The following is a 17,804-nucleotide window of genomic DNA, read 5'->3' as shown; positions in this document are numbered from 1 at the left end:
TTGATGGTTTTAGGAGTGTTATTGTGATTTATGCAAAGTTAACTAAGGCGATTATTCCGGTAGCAGGGTTGGGAACGCGCTTTTTACCGGCCACTAAAGCCATCCCAAAAGAGATGTTGACGGTGGTGGATAAGCCATTGATTCAATACATTATTCATGAAGCGGCCGAAGCGGGCATTACCGACATTATTTTTGTCACGCATTCAAGCAAAGGCGCCATCGAAAACCACTTTGACTCGCATTACGAGCTTGAGGCTAAATTGATTGAAGGGGGCAAGCTGGATCGTTTGGCCACCATGAAAGCCATTACGCCACCCAATGTAAATTTTGTGTCGGTACGTCAGCCAGAAGCGTTGGGTTTGGGTCACGCTATTTTGTGTGCCGCACACATTATTGCCCCAAATGAGCCGTTTGCGGTGTTGTTGCCTGATGTATTGATGCACCATCCGCGCAAGGGCTGTTTGGCGCAAATGGCCGAATACTACGAAACCGTGCACACCAGCGTCATTGCATTAGAGCAAGTGCCAATGGATCAGGTGAATAAATACGGCATTGCAGGGGTAAGCGAAGTCGATTTGCGCGTGCATCAGTTGGTCGAAAAACCTAAGCCTGAAGAAGCACCGTCTAATCTATCGGTAGTGGGTCGTTACATTTTTACCCCGCGCTTAATGGAGTTGTTAAAGACGACTAAAGCGGGTGTGGGGGGTGAAATTCAGTTAACCGACGCGATGGCCACTTTGTTAAACGAAGAGGTTATGTTTGGGTTTGAATTTAAAGACGGCAAAAGTTACGACTGTGGCGATAAACTAGGCTTTTTACGCGCCAATATAGAATATGCATTGCGTGATCCAAATTTGGGGGCGGCGTTTAATGACTATTTAGCCAGTTTAGAATTAAAGCCGCTTAAAAAGAAAAAAGAGTAAGAGCTTAATTGACCAGCTGTTTTAGACAGTAGAGCGACCTAATAAGGAATTAGAAGGTCATTTGAAAAAAAGCGTAACGAAAGTTACGCTTTTTTTTGCATTAAAAGAAGCTAAACAGTAGCACCGCGTTATAGACGCTGTGCAGCAGTATGGCCGGCACAACGCAATGATAACGGTCAAAAAACCAGCCAAAAATAAGCGAAGGCACCAACACACCCAAGGCTAAAAGGGGTGGATGATACAAAAAATGCAGGCTGGTAAACAGTAAACTGGTGACTAGGTTTGCCGCGCTAATGCCGCCAATGCACAGGGTGTTTAATGCCGTGTTTGTGTTAAAAAAACGAGTTAACCAGGCCTGGTGAGTTAGTTTTTGTTGTATTAGTCCTCTAAATATAAGTTCTTCAAGCACCGGTTGCCAAACAATCAAAATAAACCACGCGGGCCAATGCCAGGGCTGGTGTTGCAGTAAATTGGGCGCTATAAATGCAATCGTGCTTAAGCTCAACGGCGCGAAGAGCAGGGCGAGATAAAACCATTTTTGGGTTAAAAAATAACCCGAGCAATGTGCCCCAATTGGGTTAAAGGTGTGTAAGGAGTCTAAAGAGTTAGAACTGTGCGAGGTGTGCGGCATGATGTTTTCTCCGCTTTTAAGGCAAAAAAAAGGCACTCATTTAGGGTGAATGCCTTTTACAGAGCGAGCCCTTTACCTTTAGCGGATAGCTAAAGGATTTGGGTTATTTTTTGCTAAAACGTCTAAACCCTAAGAACCCTAAGGCCGCCAGCAACAGCGCGGGCAAGAGAGGGTCAAACTTGGCTTGTTGGTTTAAGCTGCACCCACCCGAGCTGGAACTGGTTGCCACCGCTGGCAAAGGTTCTGGTACTGGCGCATCAATGGTTTCGGCAACCGCAATCATCGCTTTGGTTTTGCCATCGATGGTGCTTTCGTTCCAAGCGGCGTACAACGTTAACCCGTCAGGGGTTGGGCGCAGTTGTGACTCAAATCGTCCGACACCTTCTGGGTTGGTAATGCTGACCACAGGCTCAAAGGTTTGGCCTTTGTCAAAGCTACGCGTGTACATAATATCGACATCTTCTGGCGATTCTATGTGCGTAGGTACGTTGGTTTGTAAGCCCCAAGCCACAATAAAGGCGTTGGGATTGTATCCATCTCCTGCTGGGGTTTTAACAAAACGTGGTTCACGCACGTCAAACTCGTTGGTGGGAAGGTTAGACAGGTTTTTAGCCGCTGACCAAGTGTCGGTGGTGCCGTCGTAGTGACGTAGCCAAAAATCGTATATCACTTGGTCGGTATAAGTGGCCAACGCCCAGTCGGTGGTGTAACTGTAACCTACGTACACATCGTCCCCCACAATGGCTCCGCGATGCGCCAAGGCATTTTCGTACGGGTTGGTGTCGGTGGCATCGGTTAAGTTATTGGTGCCGGCCTTGGTGTTACTGCTTAAGTTTGATGCTCTTACGCTGGTTAACGCCTGTGCGGTGGCAAAATCAGAGGTGGCGCAGTTTGGGTCTACCGCAGGGGTCATGTTAGCGGGTTGTACGCCATTTTTGGCTAAACGCACCATAATGTCCGACGGTCCACCGTTGGTGTTTTCACCCTCTTTCCAAAAGATACCCATTTGCACACCACTTTCGGTGCCTGGAATGGCTTGTGGAATAAAACGCACGCGACGTGCGTTTTCAGTGGGGTTCGAGATAATACAACCAGCGGCTTGGCCGGTGACCGTAGTTGGATTAAGAGGGTTAGCAAATGGAATGGCGTGATAACGCACGTACTTGCCATCGTCTAAGCCTTCTGAACCTTTGCTTTCTTCATAGGCCACCACTATGTTGGGGCCTACTAAGTTGGTGTTAGCACGAGTAGCGGCGACTTGACCGCTTTCGATGTTAGCATCGTCCACTAAGTTGCCAGTGGCATCTTTTATAGGGTCATGCTGTCCCGAGGCGCTCTGAGTGCCATAATTGTCTGTAATGCGAACGCCTGCGCTAAAATCGGTTGCCGCCGTTTTGGTACTGATCCAAATATCGGTTCCGTGTGAGGCCGTAGCACCTGACGCACCATCGCCTGGCCCATCACCCTCGCCTAGCGACAGTCCTAATGGGTCTTCTTGCCAGGTGACAACAGCTTTGCCATCAAGGGCTACTTTGTTAACGTCTTGTTTGGCGTCACGCGAGCCATCTGATAATTGCTTGGCCACACTCCATGTCATTCCACCATCGCTGGATTGGCTTACATAAGTACAGCTAAACGGGATTTCGCGGTTTTCGCGGGTTAAATAAGTCACCGCACGCTGATTGGTGCCATCCGTATCACCGTCCATAGCGGGGCAAAATTTATCCGTCCAGCTGACCATGACGTTAGTGCCACCGGTCGAAACGTTGGGTTTGTCTGAATCGCCCCAAAAGGCAGAAGGTTCACCATTGATTCCTTGCCAATCGGCGTTCATGCTGCTTCGGGTGGCGGTGTTGGATAGGTTAACAGGGTTACTCCAATTACTCTCTACCGAGCAGTCTGCGGTAATGGTATTGCAAGTGCGCACAAAAATATCACTGGCTGGACGTTCAACTTGGTCTTTTGGGTCGTAAACTAATTTTGTGCCGTCTACCGCTTCGCCAAAGGTGCTGATGAGCATGCCGTTGCCCAGCAAATCTAATTTAACTTTATTGCCTTGGCCAAAGTCTGCAGGGGCGCGGTCGTTAACGCGAATAGGGTCACTAAATTGTAATTGAGTTGGGGCAGTCTCTGCTTGCGCCATTGGAATCGCAAAGGTGGCAGTCATGGCAAGTAGCAGGGCTTTTTTTTGTAGTTTCATTTTGGGTTCCTCACGATAAAGCAAATACAGGGTTTAAAACAATTCAGAACAATTCAGACTGATTTAAACGATTTTTGGTACAGCTTTATTGTGAAAAAAACACCCTAAAATAGGTATCACCCACAAGGGTGATTGAGTGGTGCTTGAGTTGATTTAGATAAGGTTTTGAGTGGTTAATGGTGTTTAACTTGATTTAAATCAATGGCTTATTTATTGTCGATTTAAAGTGAAAAACAAATATGACCAGGCCTGGTTAATATTTATTTTAGGGTTGAATGGGTGTTTTGAGAGGTGTTTCAGATGTGTTTTGAAATGTATTTTGAGAGGTGTTTTAACAAACATTAAGGCAGTTTGCGGTTTTAAAAGCGCTCTAACGTGTTAGAGCTTTTTTTACTCTTAAGTTACTCTTAAGTTGTTCTTAAGTTGTTCTTAAGTTGTTCTTAAGTTACTTTTAGTTATTCTTAGCCATTAAAAATTCAAGCAAGGCTTTTTGTGAATGCAGACGGTTTTCGGCTTCGTCCCACACCACCGAATCGGGATTGTCCATGACTTCGGCGCTGACTTCTTCGCCACGGTGAGCGGGTAGGCAGTGCATAAACAGCGCGTCTGGGTTGGCTTGATGCATGACGTTGCTGTTGACCTGAAAATTAGCAAAGGCTTTTACACGCAATTTTTGCTCTTCTTCTTGTCCCATGCTGGCCCATACGTCAGTGGCAATTAAATCGGCGCCTGTGGCGGCTTCTAAACTGTTGTGAATAATCTCAACAAAGCTTTTATTGGCTTCAACCAGTTGCATGTCAGGCTCGTAACCTACCGGGCAGGCAATGCGTAAGTTAAAACCGTATTGGCGTGCGGCGTTAATGTACGACTGGCACATATTATTGCCGTCACCCACCCATACCACGGTTTTGCCTTTTATACTGCCACGGTGTTCGTGGTAGGTTTGCATGTCGGCCAACAGTTGGCAGGGGTGAAAATCATCGGTTAAGGCGTTAATGACGGGCACGCTGGAATGTTTGGCCATGGTTTCGACAATGTCGTGCTCAAAGGTGCGCACCATAATGCCGTCCACCATGCTCGAAATAACGCGTGCGCTGTCTTCGATGGGTTCGCCACGGCCTAGCTGGGTGTCGTTAGACGATAGAAAAATCGCGTGACCCCCAAGTTGAGTCATGCCCGTTTCAAATGAGATGCGCGTGCGAGTAGAAGATTTTCAAAAATCATCGCCAAGGTTTGGTTCAGCAAGGGTTCATAGGCCTCGCCGGCTTTGTGCATGGCTTTTAACTCAATGCCACGTAACAGAATGTGATTGAGTTCCGCTGGCGTTAAATCGGTTAATTTTAAAAAATGTCTAACGGTCATAAAGGATTCTTTGAGTTATTTTTTGAAAGTTTGCCGTTTAATTACGCAGCGTTTTTAGTTAAAAATTCGCGCACTAATTTTGATAAGGTTTCAACTAATTGGTGGCTCTGTTGCGTGCTCATCACAAACGAAGGTAACAAACGAATGGTGTCGCCACGAGTGACGTTTATGAGCAACCCTTGCTCTAAAGCCTGGCCGACTAACTCACCACAAGGGCGGTCAAGTTGTATGCCTATCATGTAGCCTTTGCCGCGCACTTCGACCAGGCCTGGTAAATTGGCTAAAGCGTGTTTAAAATCTGACAAAAGCTGTTCACCTTTGTGCGCTACGGCGGCAATGTGATTATGCACTTCAAGCACGTTAATCACGGCTAAACCGGCCGCACAGGCTAACGGATTGCCGCCAAATGTAGTGCCGTGGTTGCCAGGTACAAACACTTGAGCCGCTTGGCCTTTGGCCAAACACGCCCCAATGGGTACACCATTGCCCAAGGCTTTGGCTAGGGTCATTACGTCGGGTACAATGCCGTCGTGTTGATGGGCAAACCATTTGCCAGTGCGTCCTACACCGGTTTGAATTTCATCAATCATAAGCAACCAGTCGTTGGCTTCACAGATGGTTTTTAAGGCCTTTAAATAGCCTGCATCGGGTACAAAAACTCCGCCTTCACCTTGAATGGGCTCTACTAAAATGGCCACAATATTAGAGTTTTGGCTGTGGGCTGTTACCGCAGCAACATCGTTAAACGGTACGCGAACAAATCCGCCCACCAACGGCTCAAAACCTTCCTGAATTTTTTATTACCCGTGGCAGACAGCGTGGCCATGGTGCGACCGTGAAAGCTGTTTTCCATCACAATAATAGCCGGTTCGTTGATGCCTTTATGGTGGCCAAACTTTTTGGCAATTTTAATGGCCGCTTCATTGGCTTCGGCACCCGAATTACTAAAAAACACTCGGTCCATATTGGACAACTCAATGAGTTTGTCGGCCAGTTTTTGTTGATTGGCCACATGGTATAAGTTAGAGGTGTGAATAAGTTGATGCGCTTGGTGGCAAATGGCCTCAGCAATGGCGGGGTGCGCGTGCCCAAGGCTGCACACGGCAATGCCGCTGACAGCGTCTAAATACGTTTTTCCATTTGAGTCTTGCAGCGTTGCACCGTCGCCTTTTTCAAAGGTAACGGGGAGTCTTGCATAGGTGTTCATTAAATGGTCAGACATTTTTTAATCCTTATTCTTACCAGGCCTGGTGACATGTGTGTTGTTTTGTTTGTTTTGTGTAAGTTTGGGTGCCAAGGGTTAGAGATGTGTTTACGCGGTTTAAATTTAAAGGTCAACCCAGCATAAACAAAAAAAGCAACCGGGTTATTAGGTCAGCATCAACGCATATTTAGAGGCCTTTTAAGGTCTTATTTAATATACGCAAAGAATGTGCCCACAGCGGTTGCTTTTTGAAGCGAAATTTTCAAAAAAGTAATTCTAGCGCAACCCCATAAAATATCAAGTAAATTAACTTTTTGACCTCTTTTAGGATGCGTTTAGCGACAATAAGGATTAAAAAATTATAAAAACAGTCATAAAGAGCGATAAAGGATATTTATTTTAGGATAAAATGACCGACTTAATTATGGCAAATACATTACGGTGGAGTAAATTTGATGCGTACAATGTCGGACAGAGACGGACTGATTTGGTTAGACGGTGAAATGGTGCCTTGGCGCGAAGCAAAAGTACACGTTTTAACACACACATTACATTATGGAATGGGTGTGTTTGAAGGCGTGCGCGCATACGATGCCACGCAAGGCACGTCTATTTTTAGGTTAGAAGCGCATACTGATCGTCTGTTTAATTCGGCCAAAATCATGAACATGGCCATGCCGTTCGATAAAGCCACCGTAAACGAAGCGCATCGCATGTCGGTCAGCGCCAATAATTTAAAATCGGGCTATATTCGCCCTATGGCATTTTACGGATCAGAGGGCATGGGGTTGCGTGCCGACAATCTTAAAGTGCACGTGATGGTGGCCGCTTGGGAATGGGGCGCGTACATGGGCGAAGAAAACCTAACGCGCGGTATTAAAGTGGCTACGTCGTCTTACACGCGTCATCACCCTAACATTACCATGACCAAAGCCAAAGCCAACGGCGCATACATGAACTCGATGCTGGCCTTGCAAGAAGCCATTAGTCACGGCTGTGACGAGGCGTTGTTGCTGGACACTGAAGGCTATGTGGCCGAAGGTTCGGGCGAAAACTTCTTTATGATACGTGACGGCGTGTTATACACCCCTGAACTTACATCGGCTTTGGACGGGATTACGCGTAAAACCATTATGCACATGGCGCGTGAGCTGGGCATGCAAGTAGTTGAAAAACGCATTACCCGTGACGAAGTGTACATTGCCGACGAAGCTTTTTTTACTGGTACAGCGGCCGAAGTAACGCCCATTCGTGAACTAGACAATCGTCCAATTGGCATTGGTTCGCGTGGGCCTATTACCGAAAAACTGCAAACACTGTATTTTGACATTGTGCACGGTCGTTCTGCGCCGCACTTAAACTGGTTAACCCCGGTTGCTTAATTTTTGGAGAACCCTATGACAGAAACACGACCGGTCAAAGCACCACGTCAAGTGACGTACGACGACTTGCCTTTGCACTGTCCAACCGACGACATGAGTTTGTGGGACTCGCATCCACGGGTGTTTTTGCCCATAGAGCAAACTGGGCACGCTAAATGTCCTTATTGCGGCGCTGAATATGTACTCAAGGATTGGAATCCGCATCATACTGGGCATTAATATGCGCGGTGTGATGAGTTGACCTGATCCCCTAAAACCACTTTAAAGTGGTTTTTTGTTTTCGTTTTTGCTGACGGCATTCTCCGTAAAGCAAAAAAATAGAATTCACCAGGCCTGGTCACACATCTAAACGACCACATGATTATTTGGAACAGACACTATGAAACGCTTATTTTTGTGGGTAATGGATTCGCTGTTTGCTATTTTGGCAATCGGTTTAGTGGCTGGTGTGTCGTTGGTGTTTTGGCTGCATTATCAAGAATCGGAAGAACATGCCCATGAAATTGCCATTGAAGACGCACGCAATTTTTCGGGCTCGGTGGCGCAGTTTCGAAATTTTTACGCCGGCACTATTTTACCGGCACTGAAGCAATACAATGTGCCGGTGACTCACAACTATTTAAAACAACCCGGCAGTGTGCCATTGCCGGCCACGTTTGCGATTGATTTTGGCGATAAATTATCGGCTAACAGCCAGTACAAAGTGCGTTTGTACAGCGACATGCCTTTTACCTGGCGCAAAGACGGTGGTGTGCGTGACGATTTTGAGCGTCAAGCCATGAACTATTTGCGTGATAATCCCACCGAATCGTTTTCACGGTACGAAATTGTTAATGGTCAAAGCGTGTTGCGCTTTGCTGTGGCCGATGTAATGAAAGCTACTTGTGTAGGATGTCACAACACGTACACAGGCTCTCCCAAAACCGATTGGAAAGAAGGCGATGTCCGCGGAGTATTAGAGGTAATACGGCCTATTTCGGCGGTACAGGAACACAGCAAAGCGGCGGCTTGGACTACCTTTTTAGCCATGGTGGGCATGGCTGTTTTGGCTTTGTTACTGCTGGGAGTGGTGGTGCATCGTAATAAAAAAGCGGTGGCTGAAGCAAAATTGCAGCAGGCTAAAACCCAAGCCATCATGGATTCGGTGGTTGACGCTATTGTGGTGATTAATGAAAACGGTGTGGTGCTTGAAGTCAACAAAGCCATTACTAAAATATTGGGTTACAGTGCAGAAGATTTAGTGGGCAATAATATTAGCCTAATTACGCCTGAGCCGCATCGTTCAAAGCATGATGAATACCTCAGGCGCTATTTAGCCGAGGGAGAACCCCGTGTTATTGGCTTTACTCGTCAGCTTGAAGCGGTTAATAAAGAAGGTCAGTTAGTGCCCATTGATTTGGCGGTGAGCGAAGTTTGGAATGGTCGAGAACGTAATTTTACCGGTATTATTCGTGACGGACGCGAGCGAAGAAGTGCCGAATTAGCCATCGAAAAATCCCGTGATATTGCTTTAGAGTCGGTGCGAATGAAGTCTGAATTTTTGGCCAATATGAGCCATGAAATTAGAACGCCCATGAACGGTGTGATTGGCATGACCGGTTTATTGCTCGATACAGCCCTGAGCGCCGAACAAAGAGAGTTAAGTTTAACCGTTGAAAGCAGTGCTAAGTCGCTGTTGGGAATTATCAATGATATTTTAGACTTTTCAAAAATTGAGGCCGGTAAACTCGACTTGTCGATTGAAGAGGTGGCGTTGGTCAGTTTGCTTGACAGTATTGTGGATATGGTGGCTCCCGCCGCACAGGCCAAAGGCCTTAACTTTGCTTATTTTATTGATCCGCAATTGCCGGCGCATTTTAATACCGATCCCGTTAGGTTACGTCAGGTGTTAATTAACTTGTTGGGTAACTCTATTAAGTTTACCCAACAGGGAAGCGTGTATTTAAACGTAATCAAAGCCGCCGAAGGGTCTCAAAAAATATGTTTTGAGGTGGTGGATACTGGCATGGGTATTTCGCTAGAAGGCCAAAGTAAATTGTTTGGTGTTTTTAGCCAGGTAGACAGTTCGTCTTCGCGTCAATTTGGTGGCACGGGATTGGGCTTGGCTATTTCGCGTCAATTAGTAGCGTTGTTGGGCGGCGACATTGCCGTGAAAAGTGAGTTAGGGCAAGGGTCGTGTTTTATTTTTCGATTGAATGTGATGCGCTTAATGAGTCATCGCAGGGCTTTGTGCCTTGCTTACAACCGTTGGTAGAGCCCAAAACACTGATATGGGTTATGCCTAAGGACGCTTTATGTGAGCGGTATGTGGCGCAATTTGCCAAACTTAATGTGGTGGTAAAACCTTACGATTTAGTGGGGGTAAACGAGGCTGATTTAGACGCGCGCCTTCCTGTTTGGTTGGACATGGACGAGATACAACGAATTTACGAACAGCCTTTAAGCTTAATTAACGACTTTAAAACCCAGCATGAGTGCGTGACTTTATTGGTGTCGCATAAGCAAGCCAGTGAGTGGCGTGAGCAAATGCAAGTGCTGGATGTGAAAATGCGCATTAAGCCAATAAAGTACGCCAATATCAGTCATTGGATAAACAGTTGTGGTTCGCCAAAAGAGAGTGTCACCACGTTTTTAACCCAAGATATGGCTTTGTCAGCCAATCAAACGGCCAAAATTTTGTTGGTAGAAGATAATTTGGTAAATCAAAAACTGGCGCTAGCGTTACTTAAAAAAATGGGATTAAGCGCCACTGTTGCTCAAAATGGTCAAGAGGCGTTAGAGTTTTTGGCGCAGCAGCCGTTTGATGTGGTGCTTATGGATTGTCAAATGCCTATTAAAGACGGCTACCAGGCTACTCAGGAGCTTAGAGCGTCTAATTTAGCCAATAAAGATATACCGGTTATTGCCATGACCGCCAACGCTATGCAAGGCGATGAAGAAAAATGTTATGCCTCTGGCATGAGTGACTACCTTACCAAGCCGGTTAACCCCAATATTATGGCGCAAAAACTCACAAAATGGCTAGGCTAGGTCAGTTAAGTATGAGTATTTTTAGCTAAGCGTACTGCAAAAGTTGGCGAATTACGGGCGGAAGGTCAGAGGGTAAAATGCCTTTTTGTCCTTGTTGTTCGGCCAAAATATCCCCTGCGTGGGCGTGTAAGGCTACGCCTAAACACGCCGCGTCAAACAATGTCGCGCCTTGAGCGATTAAACTGGCAATACAGCCGGTCAACACATCGCCCATTCCACCTACTGCCATGCCCGCGTTTCCGGCTAAACACACCTCTAAGCGTTGTCCGTCATACACTAACGTACCATTGCCTTTAAGCACCACAACACCGCCATAACGGTGCTGCAGTTGTTTAACCGCCGCTATTCGATCCGCTTGCACCGTTTGCGCGGTTGTGCCCAAGAGTTGTGCGGCTTCGCCAGGGTGGGGTGTGAGTACCCAATTGTTAGTTGAATTCAAGGGTAAATTAACCTGCGATTTGGTCTGCCCGGCATGCATTGCTAAAAGTTTGAGCGCGTCAGCGTCTACCACTTTGGGGGTTGTTAGGTTGTTAACTTGCTGCCATAACGTTTGTCCCCATTCTTGAATGCCTAAGCCAGGCCCAATGGCAATGACTTTGGCGTGAGCGACTTGTGTGCTTAATTGCGTGGTGTCATAACACATAAGTTCTGGAATGGCTTGGGTGATGGCAATGCTGTGCTGGGCATGACTGAGCAGTTTAACCAGGCCTGCTCCCGTTTTTAAACTGCTTAAACCCGCGAGTTGCAGGGCACCCATCATACTGGTGTCGCCACCAATTAAACACACTGTGCCGGCATCGCCTTTATGACGGCTGGGTTGCATTGGGGGTAGAGTGCTTAACCAGTGCTTAAGGGGGTGATGTTGAGCAATGGGGTGCATTGAAAATGGCAAAGAAGGCTGCGGTGTGTAATGCGCTGCGTTATAGGCGTCATGGGGAATAAACAAATCGCTAAAATGGCGCACGCCTGCGTATTGCACGCCAAGCGCTGTGTATAAACCAATTTTTCGGGTAATAAAACTGCAGGTATGTTGGGCGTTAAGGGCAACCCCTTTTGGTTGGCCGGTGTTGGCATCTAAACCACTGGGAACATCCAACGCTAAAACAGACATTTTTGCGTGGTTAAGAGCCGTAATAAATTCAGCAAGATTTCCAGTAATGTCGCGGTTTAAGCCAGTACCAAACAGGCCATCCACCAGCACGTCGGCATCAACAAGCAAGTTGTTTAAAGGCTTAGGCATTGGCCAGAATTCAACGGTAATTCCAAGCGCAAGTGCTTCGTTATACACGGTTAACACATCGTCTTTAAGCTGTGCTTGTGTGCCAAACAGGGTAACGCTTACGTCTAATCCCGCCATTTTGGCCAATTGCGCTACCATTAAAGCATCACCACCGTTGTGCCCAACGCCGCACAAACAATGTATTTTTGAGCTTTGGGGTAGTGCAAAGTTAAGGTGTTAAAGGCAAACAGCGCCGCACGTTTAAGCAGCAGCAGACTTGAGATGCTTAAGTTGGAGGTGACATATTGGTCAATGCGCTGGCTTTGTTGAGCGGTGTAAAAGTTAAGCATACGGTTAACCTCTAGTCGGTGGCTATGAGAGGGTAGATGGTTCAGATACCTGGACATCGGATGTTAAAAACACGGCAAATAAATCCATTAAAGCGGGAATATTAATGGGTTTGGTTAAATACTCGTTCATGCCTGCAGCCAAAAAGCGTTCTCTGTCGCCGGTCATCGCATTGGCGGTTAGCGCAATAATAGGCAACGGTTTAAGGCCGTGCAGTTGTTCAAAAGTCCGAATTTGTTTTGTGGCTTCAATGCCATTTAAATTGGGCATGTTTTCATCCATTAGCACCAAACTGTACTGATGCGGCTGCGTTAAAATGGTCACCGCCTCTTGTCCATCATTGGCAATATCAAACTGTAAGCCTTGGCGTTTTAAGATGGCCGTCATAAGCAACTGATTGGTTTTGTTGTCTTCTACCAATAAAATGCGCCCTGCAAAACCTGGTTATTTATGGGTAATGGGTGGGCGGCTTTAGTCAGTTGGACTGTTTTGGCCGGAATGCTAAAGTAAAAATCACTGCCTTTGCCTAATTGACTGGTAAGCTCAAGTTTACCGCCTAGCATTTCAATGAGTTTTGAACTGATTGACAGTCCTAAGCCTGTGCCACCAAATTTACGAGTAGTAGAGCTTTCGGCCTGCGAAAACGCCTCAAAAACACGTTGCTGGTTTTCTAGGCTAATGCCCAAGCCTTCGTCGATTACATGGCATACAAGGTGTTGTTTATCGATATTGTAATTTACACGCAACTCTACCGACTTTTGGGGTTCGGTAAATTTAATGGCGTTTGACAGTAAATTAGAAATAACTTGTTTGACTCTTAAAATGTCGGCGTTAAGACCTGGCGGAATGTTTGGGTCAAGAATAAGCGTAAACGAGATGTTTTTCTCACTGCAACGCGCTCTAAACAAATCGGCGGTTGATGTAAATTCTTTGCGGGGGCTAAAATCTATAGGGTCAAGCACAAACTTACCGCTTTCTACTTTACTAAAATCCAAAATATCATTAATGATGCCTAATAACGAATGGCCGGAATCGTTAATGGTATCTAAATATTTTTAGATTCTGGGTCGTGCTCTTTGTCTTTTAAAAGACTTATAAACCCCAAAATAGCGTTTAAAGGCGTGCGTATTTCGTGTGACATATTGGCCAAAAACTCGCCTTTAGCCTTGGTGGCCGACAGAGCATTGTTTTTTTCTTCTTGCAGAGCGGTGTTAATTTTTTCATTTTCACTGATGTCAAACATTGAAATAATAAAGCGCCCGTACTTTTTAGACTCGTTAGCGGATATTTGAAACGTGGTGATTTTGCCGCGGTAGGCCAGCTTAACTTTGTGCGCAATATGCTGGTTTTCGAGTAAATATTGAACCCAGTTTTTGTCTTCAAACTTATAAATAAAGCCGGGTTCTTTTACAAATAAGTCGCAAATGCACGCGTAATCGTTGGCAAAGTCTTCTAATGTTGGATAGTCGGCAAAAAAGCTAAAAAACCCACCGCTGACATCAATGATTTTTTTGCCACCGTCGTTCACCACAATAATATTGGATTGCGAATCTAAAATATCTTGGGTGTAATCCTGATTTATTTGTATCTGCTGAGTGGTTTGGGTAATGTTTTTACTCAAACGCCAAAAGCCCACCGCACCCAGTAAAATCACCAGGCCTGTTAGGATGCTTTGAATAAAGTAATACAACGTTTTTTGTTTTTGTACATAAGCTTTTAGGGTTTGATGATCAAGCTTGCTGCGATAAAAAATTTGGTTAGCGTTTTCTTTTAAACGCTGAAACGTGGGTGCAAGCTGTTTAATCGTCAGCTTGTATTCGGTAATAATATTGCCTATGTTGGCCGAATCTTCTTGTTTGTAGCGATCAATTTCGCGTAATAAGCTTTCGATTTGAATCAGTTGCTGGTTAATCATATCAAAGGTAGGCGTAATTTCGGCCTGAATAAAATGATAACGATCGCGCTCGTCGGGCATGTAATTAAAGACATCTTTTAATTCTGGGGTATTAGGCAGGTTTAAATTGTAATGATGGTTGTAGTCGCCTCCTTGGTTTAGCAGCTGTATGTACTTTTGAATGCCGGTTTGATTTCTATGAATGTTTTCAATTAGGATGCGGCGCAAATGCTGGTTGGGGAAGGCCGCCATTTGAAAAAAGTTAGATTCAATTTTATGAATGTCCAAGACGATGTCTTGACCAATTAAATTTTGCACATCAGCGTTAGTGAGCTTTTTATCCAGTTCAGATATAAAGTTAGATACGCTTAGGTTTAAGATGGCTTGCAAGCTAAAGCCAATAAAAAATACTAAAAACAGTAAAAACAAGTTTTTAGACGTTTGGCTAGGAGCCAAGAGGTTGGTGCGATGTTTGGTGGGCATTTTAAGGTTGCTCGGCCCTTATAGAGGGTGTTTGTGAATGGTTACGCGTTTTTGTGCGCTCAAGTTCAAGCTCGTGGGTCAGCTCGTCGGGTGTTAAAAAACCGTATTCTGCAAAGGTGCGCAATCCAAATTCAGAGCGTGCTAAATTTAAAAACGCTTTGGCCACGGTGGGCTGTTTTGAAAAGTTAAGCAGGCTGATTTCTAGGCGTTTTAAGGTGGCAATATTGGGGTCAATTGCAATCACGTCAACGATGTTCTTGTTTTCTTCCCATTGGCTGGTAGCGTACCAGTTTAATACCACGTCAGCGTGTTTTTGTTGTAACGCGCTCGTTAAACGGTGCGAGTCGGTTGTAAAGTAAGTAATATTGTCATATACGGCGGCAGTAAGGTCTAATTTGTCTAATATTTTTTACTTTCTTGGCCTACTGTACCCGAGTTAACAGTGGCCAATACCACCGATAAGTTAGGGTTGGTTAATTGGTGTAAATCGTTGCTTAAATTCTTGGGATTGCCTTTGGGTACCATTATGGCTAAACGATTGTATCCAACAAAAACATGCTCGCCAAAAATATTATCAGGATGGTCTTGGTCTCGGAGGCGTAAGCGTTCTGAGCCCGGAAAAAACACATCTCCCTGGCGATCCATGACTAAGGTTTTGTAAATTAAGCCGGTAGCACCTTGTTGAATTTCGACTTTAATGCCCGTGCGCTGTTCAAATTCGGTGGCGATTTTTTGCAACGGCTTTACCATGGTAATGCCGCTAAATACTTTAAGTGGGGTGGGGTGATTGTGGGTACTGCTTGCGACCGTTTGCTGGTTGTTTTCGTTTGGGTTATTACAACCACTGAGCAACATAATGACTATAAAGGGGCTAATTAACCTGTTTATTGACCAGTTGGCTGACCAGTTTATTATTTGTCTGAGCAGCCTAACAATATTGGGTTTAAATGACCTTAGTAAGCACGTTGAGCGCATAAAGCAGTAGCATTGCATGGGTAAAGCCAACCTGTAAATCACCAAAATAGTCCTTGATTTTAACACTCGGTTTTGGCTTTTGATAGCCTTTTAAGCATGGGCTTAATAGAGGTGCTCTGCGGTCTTAAATAAATAAGTAAATAAGCAGCGCCCCCAGTGCAAAACGATACCAGGCAAACGGTGCCATGCCAATGGCGCTAATCCATTTTAAAAACAAAGCAATAATAATGTAGGCGCTTATGCCCGACAGCAGAGCACCCCAAAACATGGCTTCCCACTGAACCGGCACGGTGCTTTCAAGCAGGTCTTTAAACTTAACCAGGCCTGCTCCTAATATAATGGGAATGGACAGTAAAAATGAGAATCGTGCGGCGGCTTCGCGGGTTAAACCAACCATTAAAGCGGCGGTGATGGTAATGCCCGAGCGCGAGGTGCCAGGAATAAGTGCAATGGCTTGTGCTACGCCAATAATAAATATGTCTTTAAAGCTTAAGCTGTATTCGTCTCGGATTTTTGGCCTTTTACGTCCGACCACCACAGTAACGCGCCAAACACGATGGTGGTAGCGGCAATAATCAGGGGGTTGCGTAAGCTTTCTTCTATGCCATTGTTAATCATTAATCCAACGCCCACCGCGGGTAAGGTGGCTAAAATAACCCACCACGCCAAACGACTGTTTGAGGTGGGCTGGCGGGTTACCAATGAGGTACTCCACTCGCGCGTCATTAACCAAATGTCGTGTTTAAAATACCAAATTACGGCCGATAAAGTTCCAATGTGTACCGCTACATCAAATGCCAAACCTTGGTCAGGCCAGCCAAATATTTGGGGCACCAACACCAAATGTCCAGAACTGGAAATAGGCAAAAATTCGGTAATGCCCTGTACTAAGGCCAAAAAGACAATTTGTAGCCAGTCTAGGGTGGGTTGTATAACGCTTATCTCTTCCATGAAAATGCCTTAGTATGCTTGTTTTAGTGCGGTGATTACAATTGATGTCTTAAGTCGCGAATGGCAAAGCCCATCAATGGCTGTTCTATTTTTTAGTCAGCGCGATGACTTTAAAGGTTTCGCCCATTTCATTGGGTAAGGTTAGGGTTTTAATTTGTTGGGCTAATTGTATCTGTTCGGTGACGGTGGTATCCAAGTTATTAACCATATCAAGCAAGCCTGTCGACATTAAAAAATGCGCTTGGGTACTAAACCCTGCCACTTTAAATCCATGTTTGTAGCCTGCTTCGGCCACGGCGGTAAAGTCAACGTGTGCGGTTATGTCTTGCAGGCCGGGGTAAAAAAGGGATTGCTGTGCGCACGGTGTTGGTAGTGGCATCGTAATGTGCCCATAACTCGCGCAGGTTGATAGTATTCGTTGCGCGTGTAACCGTAGTCGACGACCAGTAACGCGCCTTCAGATAAAATCTGACTAACGGATTTTAACCAAGGGTCTAGGTGTAAATTAATTTCGGTTTCATATCCTAAATGGGACGGTTGACCAATGTATTGAATGAGCTGGTTAGCAAACTGTTGCAATGGGCGTTGGGTAATGGGTTGATAGTCCCATTCAAAGCGATTGTGTTGCGGGTTGTAAACCACATCGCCTTTTAAGGCGTGCTGGGGTTCGATGCGCAGGCGTTCAAAAGGCATGGCGTCAAGCACTTCGTTGGCCAATATGACAGCCGAAATAGGGGTTTTAGGCAGTTCACTTAACCACACCACTTTGGCAAACAGTTCGCTCGGCAGGCTGTTTTGTAATAGGTCTTGTTGGCGTTGTTTTAAATCGCCGCTCAGCTCCATAATATAGTAACGCTCTAATGGTTGGTTAAGGCGCGCCAACTCCAATAAGATGTCTTTGGCCATGGTGCCTTTACCGGCACCAAATTCTACAATGTTGGGGGTGCTAAGTTGCGCTAATACTTGCGCGGCTTGGCGTGCTAAACAGCGCGAAAACAAGGGCGATACTTCGGGGGCGGTGATAAAATCGCCGCTTTGGCCAATTTTAGGCAAGTGCGATGCGTAATACCCCAGGCCTGGTGAATACAGTGCCATTTGCATGTATTGGGCAAAGCTTAGATGTTTGTGGCGCGCCAAGGCAGTCTTTATTTTTTGGCTTAATTGCGCGCTTTGCTGTTTTGCAGATTCACAGGGTTCGGGTA

The 17,804-nt window shown here is 45.6% G+C and carries 12 protein-coding genes and 5 pseudogenes; 5 read left to right on the top strand and 12 right to left on the bottom strand.

Features of this window, described 5'->3' with window-relative positions:
- The first annotated feature begins 26 nt into the window (after positions 1-26).
- Positions 27-923 (top strand): UTP--glucose-1-phosphate uridylyltransferase GalU, encoded by an 897-nt coding sequence (gene galU, locus EP181_RS09290; protein ID WP_127471894.1) that lies wholly within the window; start codon positions 27-29, stop codon positions 921-923.
- Positions 924-1,023: 100 nt separating this feature from the next.
- Here galU and mrtJ read toward each other — a convergent pair whose 3' ends face one another.
- The 4 genes and pseudogenes from mrtJ to EP181_RS09270 all read right to left on the bottom strand — a co-directional run bounded on the left by mrtJ (position 1,024) and on the right by EP181_RS09270 (position 6,338).
- Positions 1,024-1,554, bottom strand: coding sequence for a JDVT-CTERM system glutamic-type intramembrane protease MrtJ (mrtJ, locus tag EP181_RS09285; protein ID WP_127471386.1), 531 nt, complete (start codon positions 1,552-1,554; stop codon positions 1,024-1,026).
- A 103-nt stretch (positions 1,555-1,657) separates the two neighbouring features.
- A complete protein-coding gene (locus EP181_RS09280; protein ID WP_127471385.1) occupies positions 1,658-3,754 on the bottom strand; it encodes a choice-of-anchor O protein in 2,097 nt (698 codons plus the stop codon).
- A gap of 451 nt (positions 3,755-4,205) precedes the next feature.
- Positions 4,206-5,116: pseudogene (gene argF / locus EP181_RS09275) on the bottom strand (ornithine carbamoyltransferase).
- Positions 5,117-5,157: 41 nt separating this feature from the next.
- Positions 5,158-6,338: pseudogene (locus EP181_RS09270) on the bottom strand (acetylornithine/succinylornithine family transaminase).
- A 437-nt stretch (positions 6,339-6,775) separates the two neighbouring features.
- Between EP181_RS09270 and EP181_RS09265 the strand changes: the two are divergent.
- The 4 genes from EP181_RS09265 to EP181_RS12510 all read left to right on the top strand — a co-directional run bounded on the left by EP181_RS09265 (position 6,776) and on the right by EP181_RS12510 (position 10,732).
- The gene (locus EP181_RS09265; RefSeq protein WP_127471384.1) at positions 6,776-7,702 is read left to right on the top strand and encodes a branched-chain amino acid transaminase; all 927 of its coding nucleotides are present in this window, start codon (positions 6,776-6,778) and stop codon (positions 7,700-7,702) included.
- Between the two features lie 15 nt (positions 7,703-7,717).
- Positions 7,718-7,921, top strand: a complete 204-nt coding sequence (locus EP181_RS09260; RefSeq protein WP_127471383.1) for a zinc-finger domain-containing protein — start codon at positions 7,718-7,720, stop codon at positions 7,919-7,921.
- Between the two features lie 160 nt (positions 7,922-8,081).
- Positions 8,082-9,956, top strand: coding sequence for a PAS domain S-box protein (locus EP181_RS09255; protein WP_127471382.1), 1,875 nt, complete (start codon positions 8,082-8,084; stop codon positions 9,954-9,956).
- The gene (locus EP181_RS12510; protein ID WP_232023411.1) at positions 9,878-10,732 is read left to right on the top strand and encodes a response regulator; all 855 of its coding nucleotides are present in this window, start codon (positions 9,878-9,880) and stop codon (positions 10,730-10,732) included. The genes EP181_RS09255 and EP181_RS12510 overlap by 79 nt, the downstream gene beginning before the upstream one ends.
- Before the next feature lie 25 nt (positions 10,733-10,757).
- Here the strand turns inward: EP181_RS12510 and EP181_RS09245 are convergent, their stop codons facing one another.
- The 8 genes and pseudogenes from EP181_RS09245 to EP181_RS09210 form a co-directional block, all read right to left on the bottom strand.
- Positions 10,758-12,110: an NAD(P)H-hydrate dehydratase gene (locus tag EP181_RS09245; RefSeq protein WP_232023410.1), complete on the bottom strand. Its 1,353-nt coding sequence runs from the start codon at positions 12,108-12,110 to the stop codon at positions 10,758-10,760.
- The gene (locus tag EP181_RS12505; RefSeq protein WP_232023409.1) at positions 12,110-12,301 is read right to left on the bottom strand and encodes a hypothetical protein; all 192 of its coding nucleotides are present in this window, start codon (positions 12,299-12,301) and stop codon (positions 12,110-12,112) included. The genes EP181_RS09245 and EP181_RS12505 overlap by 1 nt, the downstream gene beginning before the upstream one ends.
- Positions 12,302-12,323: 22 nt before the next feature.
- Entirely contained in the window at positions 12,324-12,719 is a 396-nt protein-coding gene (locus tag EP181_RS09240) for a response regulator (protein ID WP_127471381.1), read from the bottom strand.
- Positions 12,713-13,261: an ATP-binding protein gene (locus tag EP181_RS09235; RefSeq protein ID WP_172959736.1), complete on the bottom strand. Its 549-nt coding sequence runs from the start codon at positions 13,259-13,261 to the stop codon at positions 12,713-12,715. Before EP181_RS09235 ends, EP181_RS09240 begins: the two co-directional genes overlap by 7 nt.
- 83 nt (positions 13,262-13,344) lie before the next feature.
- Positions 13,345-14,676 carry a histidine kinase dimerization/phospho-acceptor domain-containing protein gene (locus EP181_RS09230; RefSeq protein WP_127471379.1) on the bottom strand — a complete coding sequence of 444 codons (1,332 nt, stop codon included), beginning with the start codon at positions 14,674-14,676 and terminating at the stop codon, positions 13,345-13,347.
- A 1-nt stretch (position 14,677) separates the two neighbouring features.
- A pseudogene (locus EP181_RS12910) lies at positions 14,678-15,426 on the bottom strand (substrate-binding domain-containing protein).
- Positions 15,427-15,775: 349 nt separating this feature from the next.
- Positions 15,776-16,602 (bottom strand): annotated as a pseudogene (locus tag EP181_RS09215) (undecaprenyl-diphosphate phosphatase).
- 85 nt (positions 16,603-16,687) lie between these two features.
- Positions 16,688-17,697: pseudogene (locus EP181_RS09210) on the bottom strand (class I SAM-dependent methyltransferase).
- Between the last annotated feature and the right edge of the window lie 107 nt (positions 17,698-17,804).

The organism is Thiomicrorhabdus aquaedulcis (assembly GCF_004001325.1).
Taxonomy (GTDB): Bacteria; Pseudomonadota; Gammaproteobacteria; order Thiomicrospirales; family Thiomicrospiraceae; genus Thiomicrorhabdus; species Thiomicrorhabdus aquaedulcis.
Note: the sequence above shows the minus strand (reverse complement) of the source record. Positions and strands in the feature narration are given on the sequence as shown.

What these genes read in the sequence shown, in the direction of transcription:
- EP181_RS09280 (WP_127471385.1), bottom strand. Translation starts at nt 3,754, where the DNA reads ATGAAACTACAAAAAAAAGCCCTGCTACTTGCCATGACTGCCACCTTT.
- mrtJ (WP_127471386.1), bottom strand. Translation starts at nt 1,554, where the DNA reads ATGCCGCACACCTCGCACAGTTCTAACTCTTTAGACTCCTTACACACC.
- EP181_RS12505 (WP_232023409.1), bottom strand. Translation starts at nt 12,301, where the DNA reads ATGCTTAACTTTTACACCGCTCAACAAAGCCAGCGCATTGACCAATAT.
- EP181_RS09260 (WP_127471383.1), top strand. Translation starts at nt 7,718, where the DNA reads ATGACAGAAACACGACCGGTCAAAGCACCACGTCAAGTGACGTACGAC.
- EP181_RS09255 (WP_127471382.1), top strand. Translation starts at nt 8,082, where the DNA reads ATGAAACGCTTATTTTTGTGGGTAATGGATTCGCTGTTTGCTATTTTG.
- EP181_RS09265 (WP_127471384.1), top strand. Translation starts at nt 6,776, where the DNA reads ATGCGTACAATGTCGGACAGAGACGGACTGATTTGGTTAGACGGTGAA.
- EP181_RS09230 (WP_127471379.1), bottom strand. Translation starts at nt 14,676, where the DNA reads ATGCCCACCAAACATCGCACCAACCTCTTGGCTCCTAGCCAAACGTCT.
- EP181_RS09245 (WP_232023410.1), bottom strand. Translation starts at nt 12,110, where the DNA reads ATGGTAGCGCAATTGGCCAAAATGGCGGGATTAGACGTAAGCGTTACC.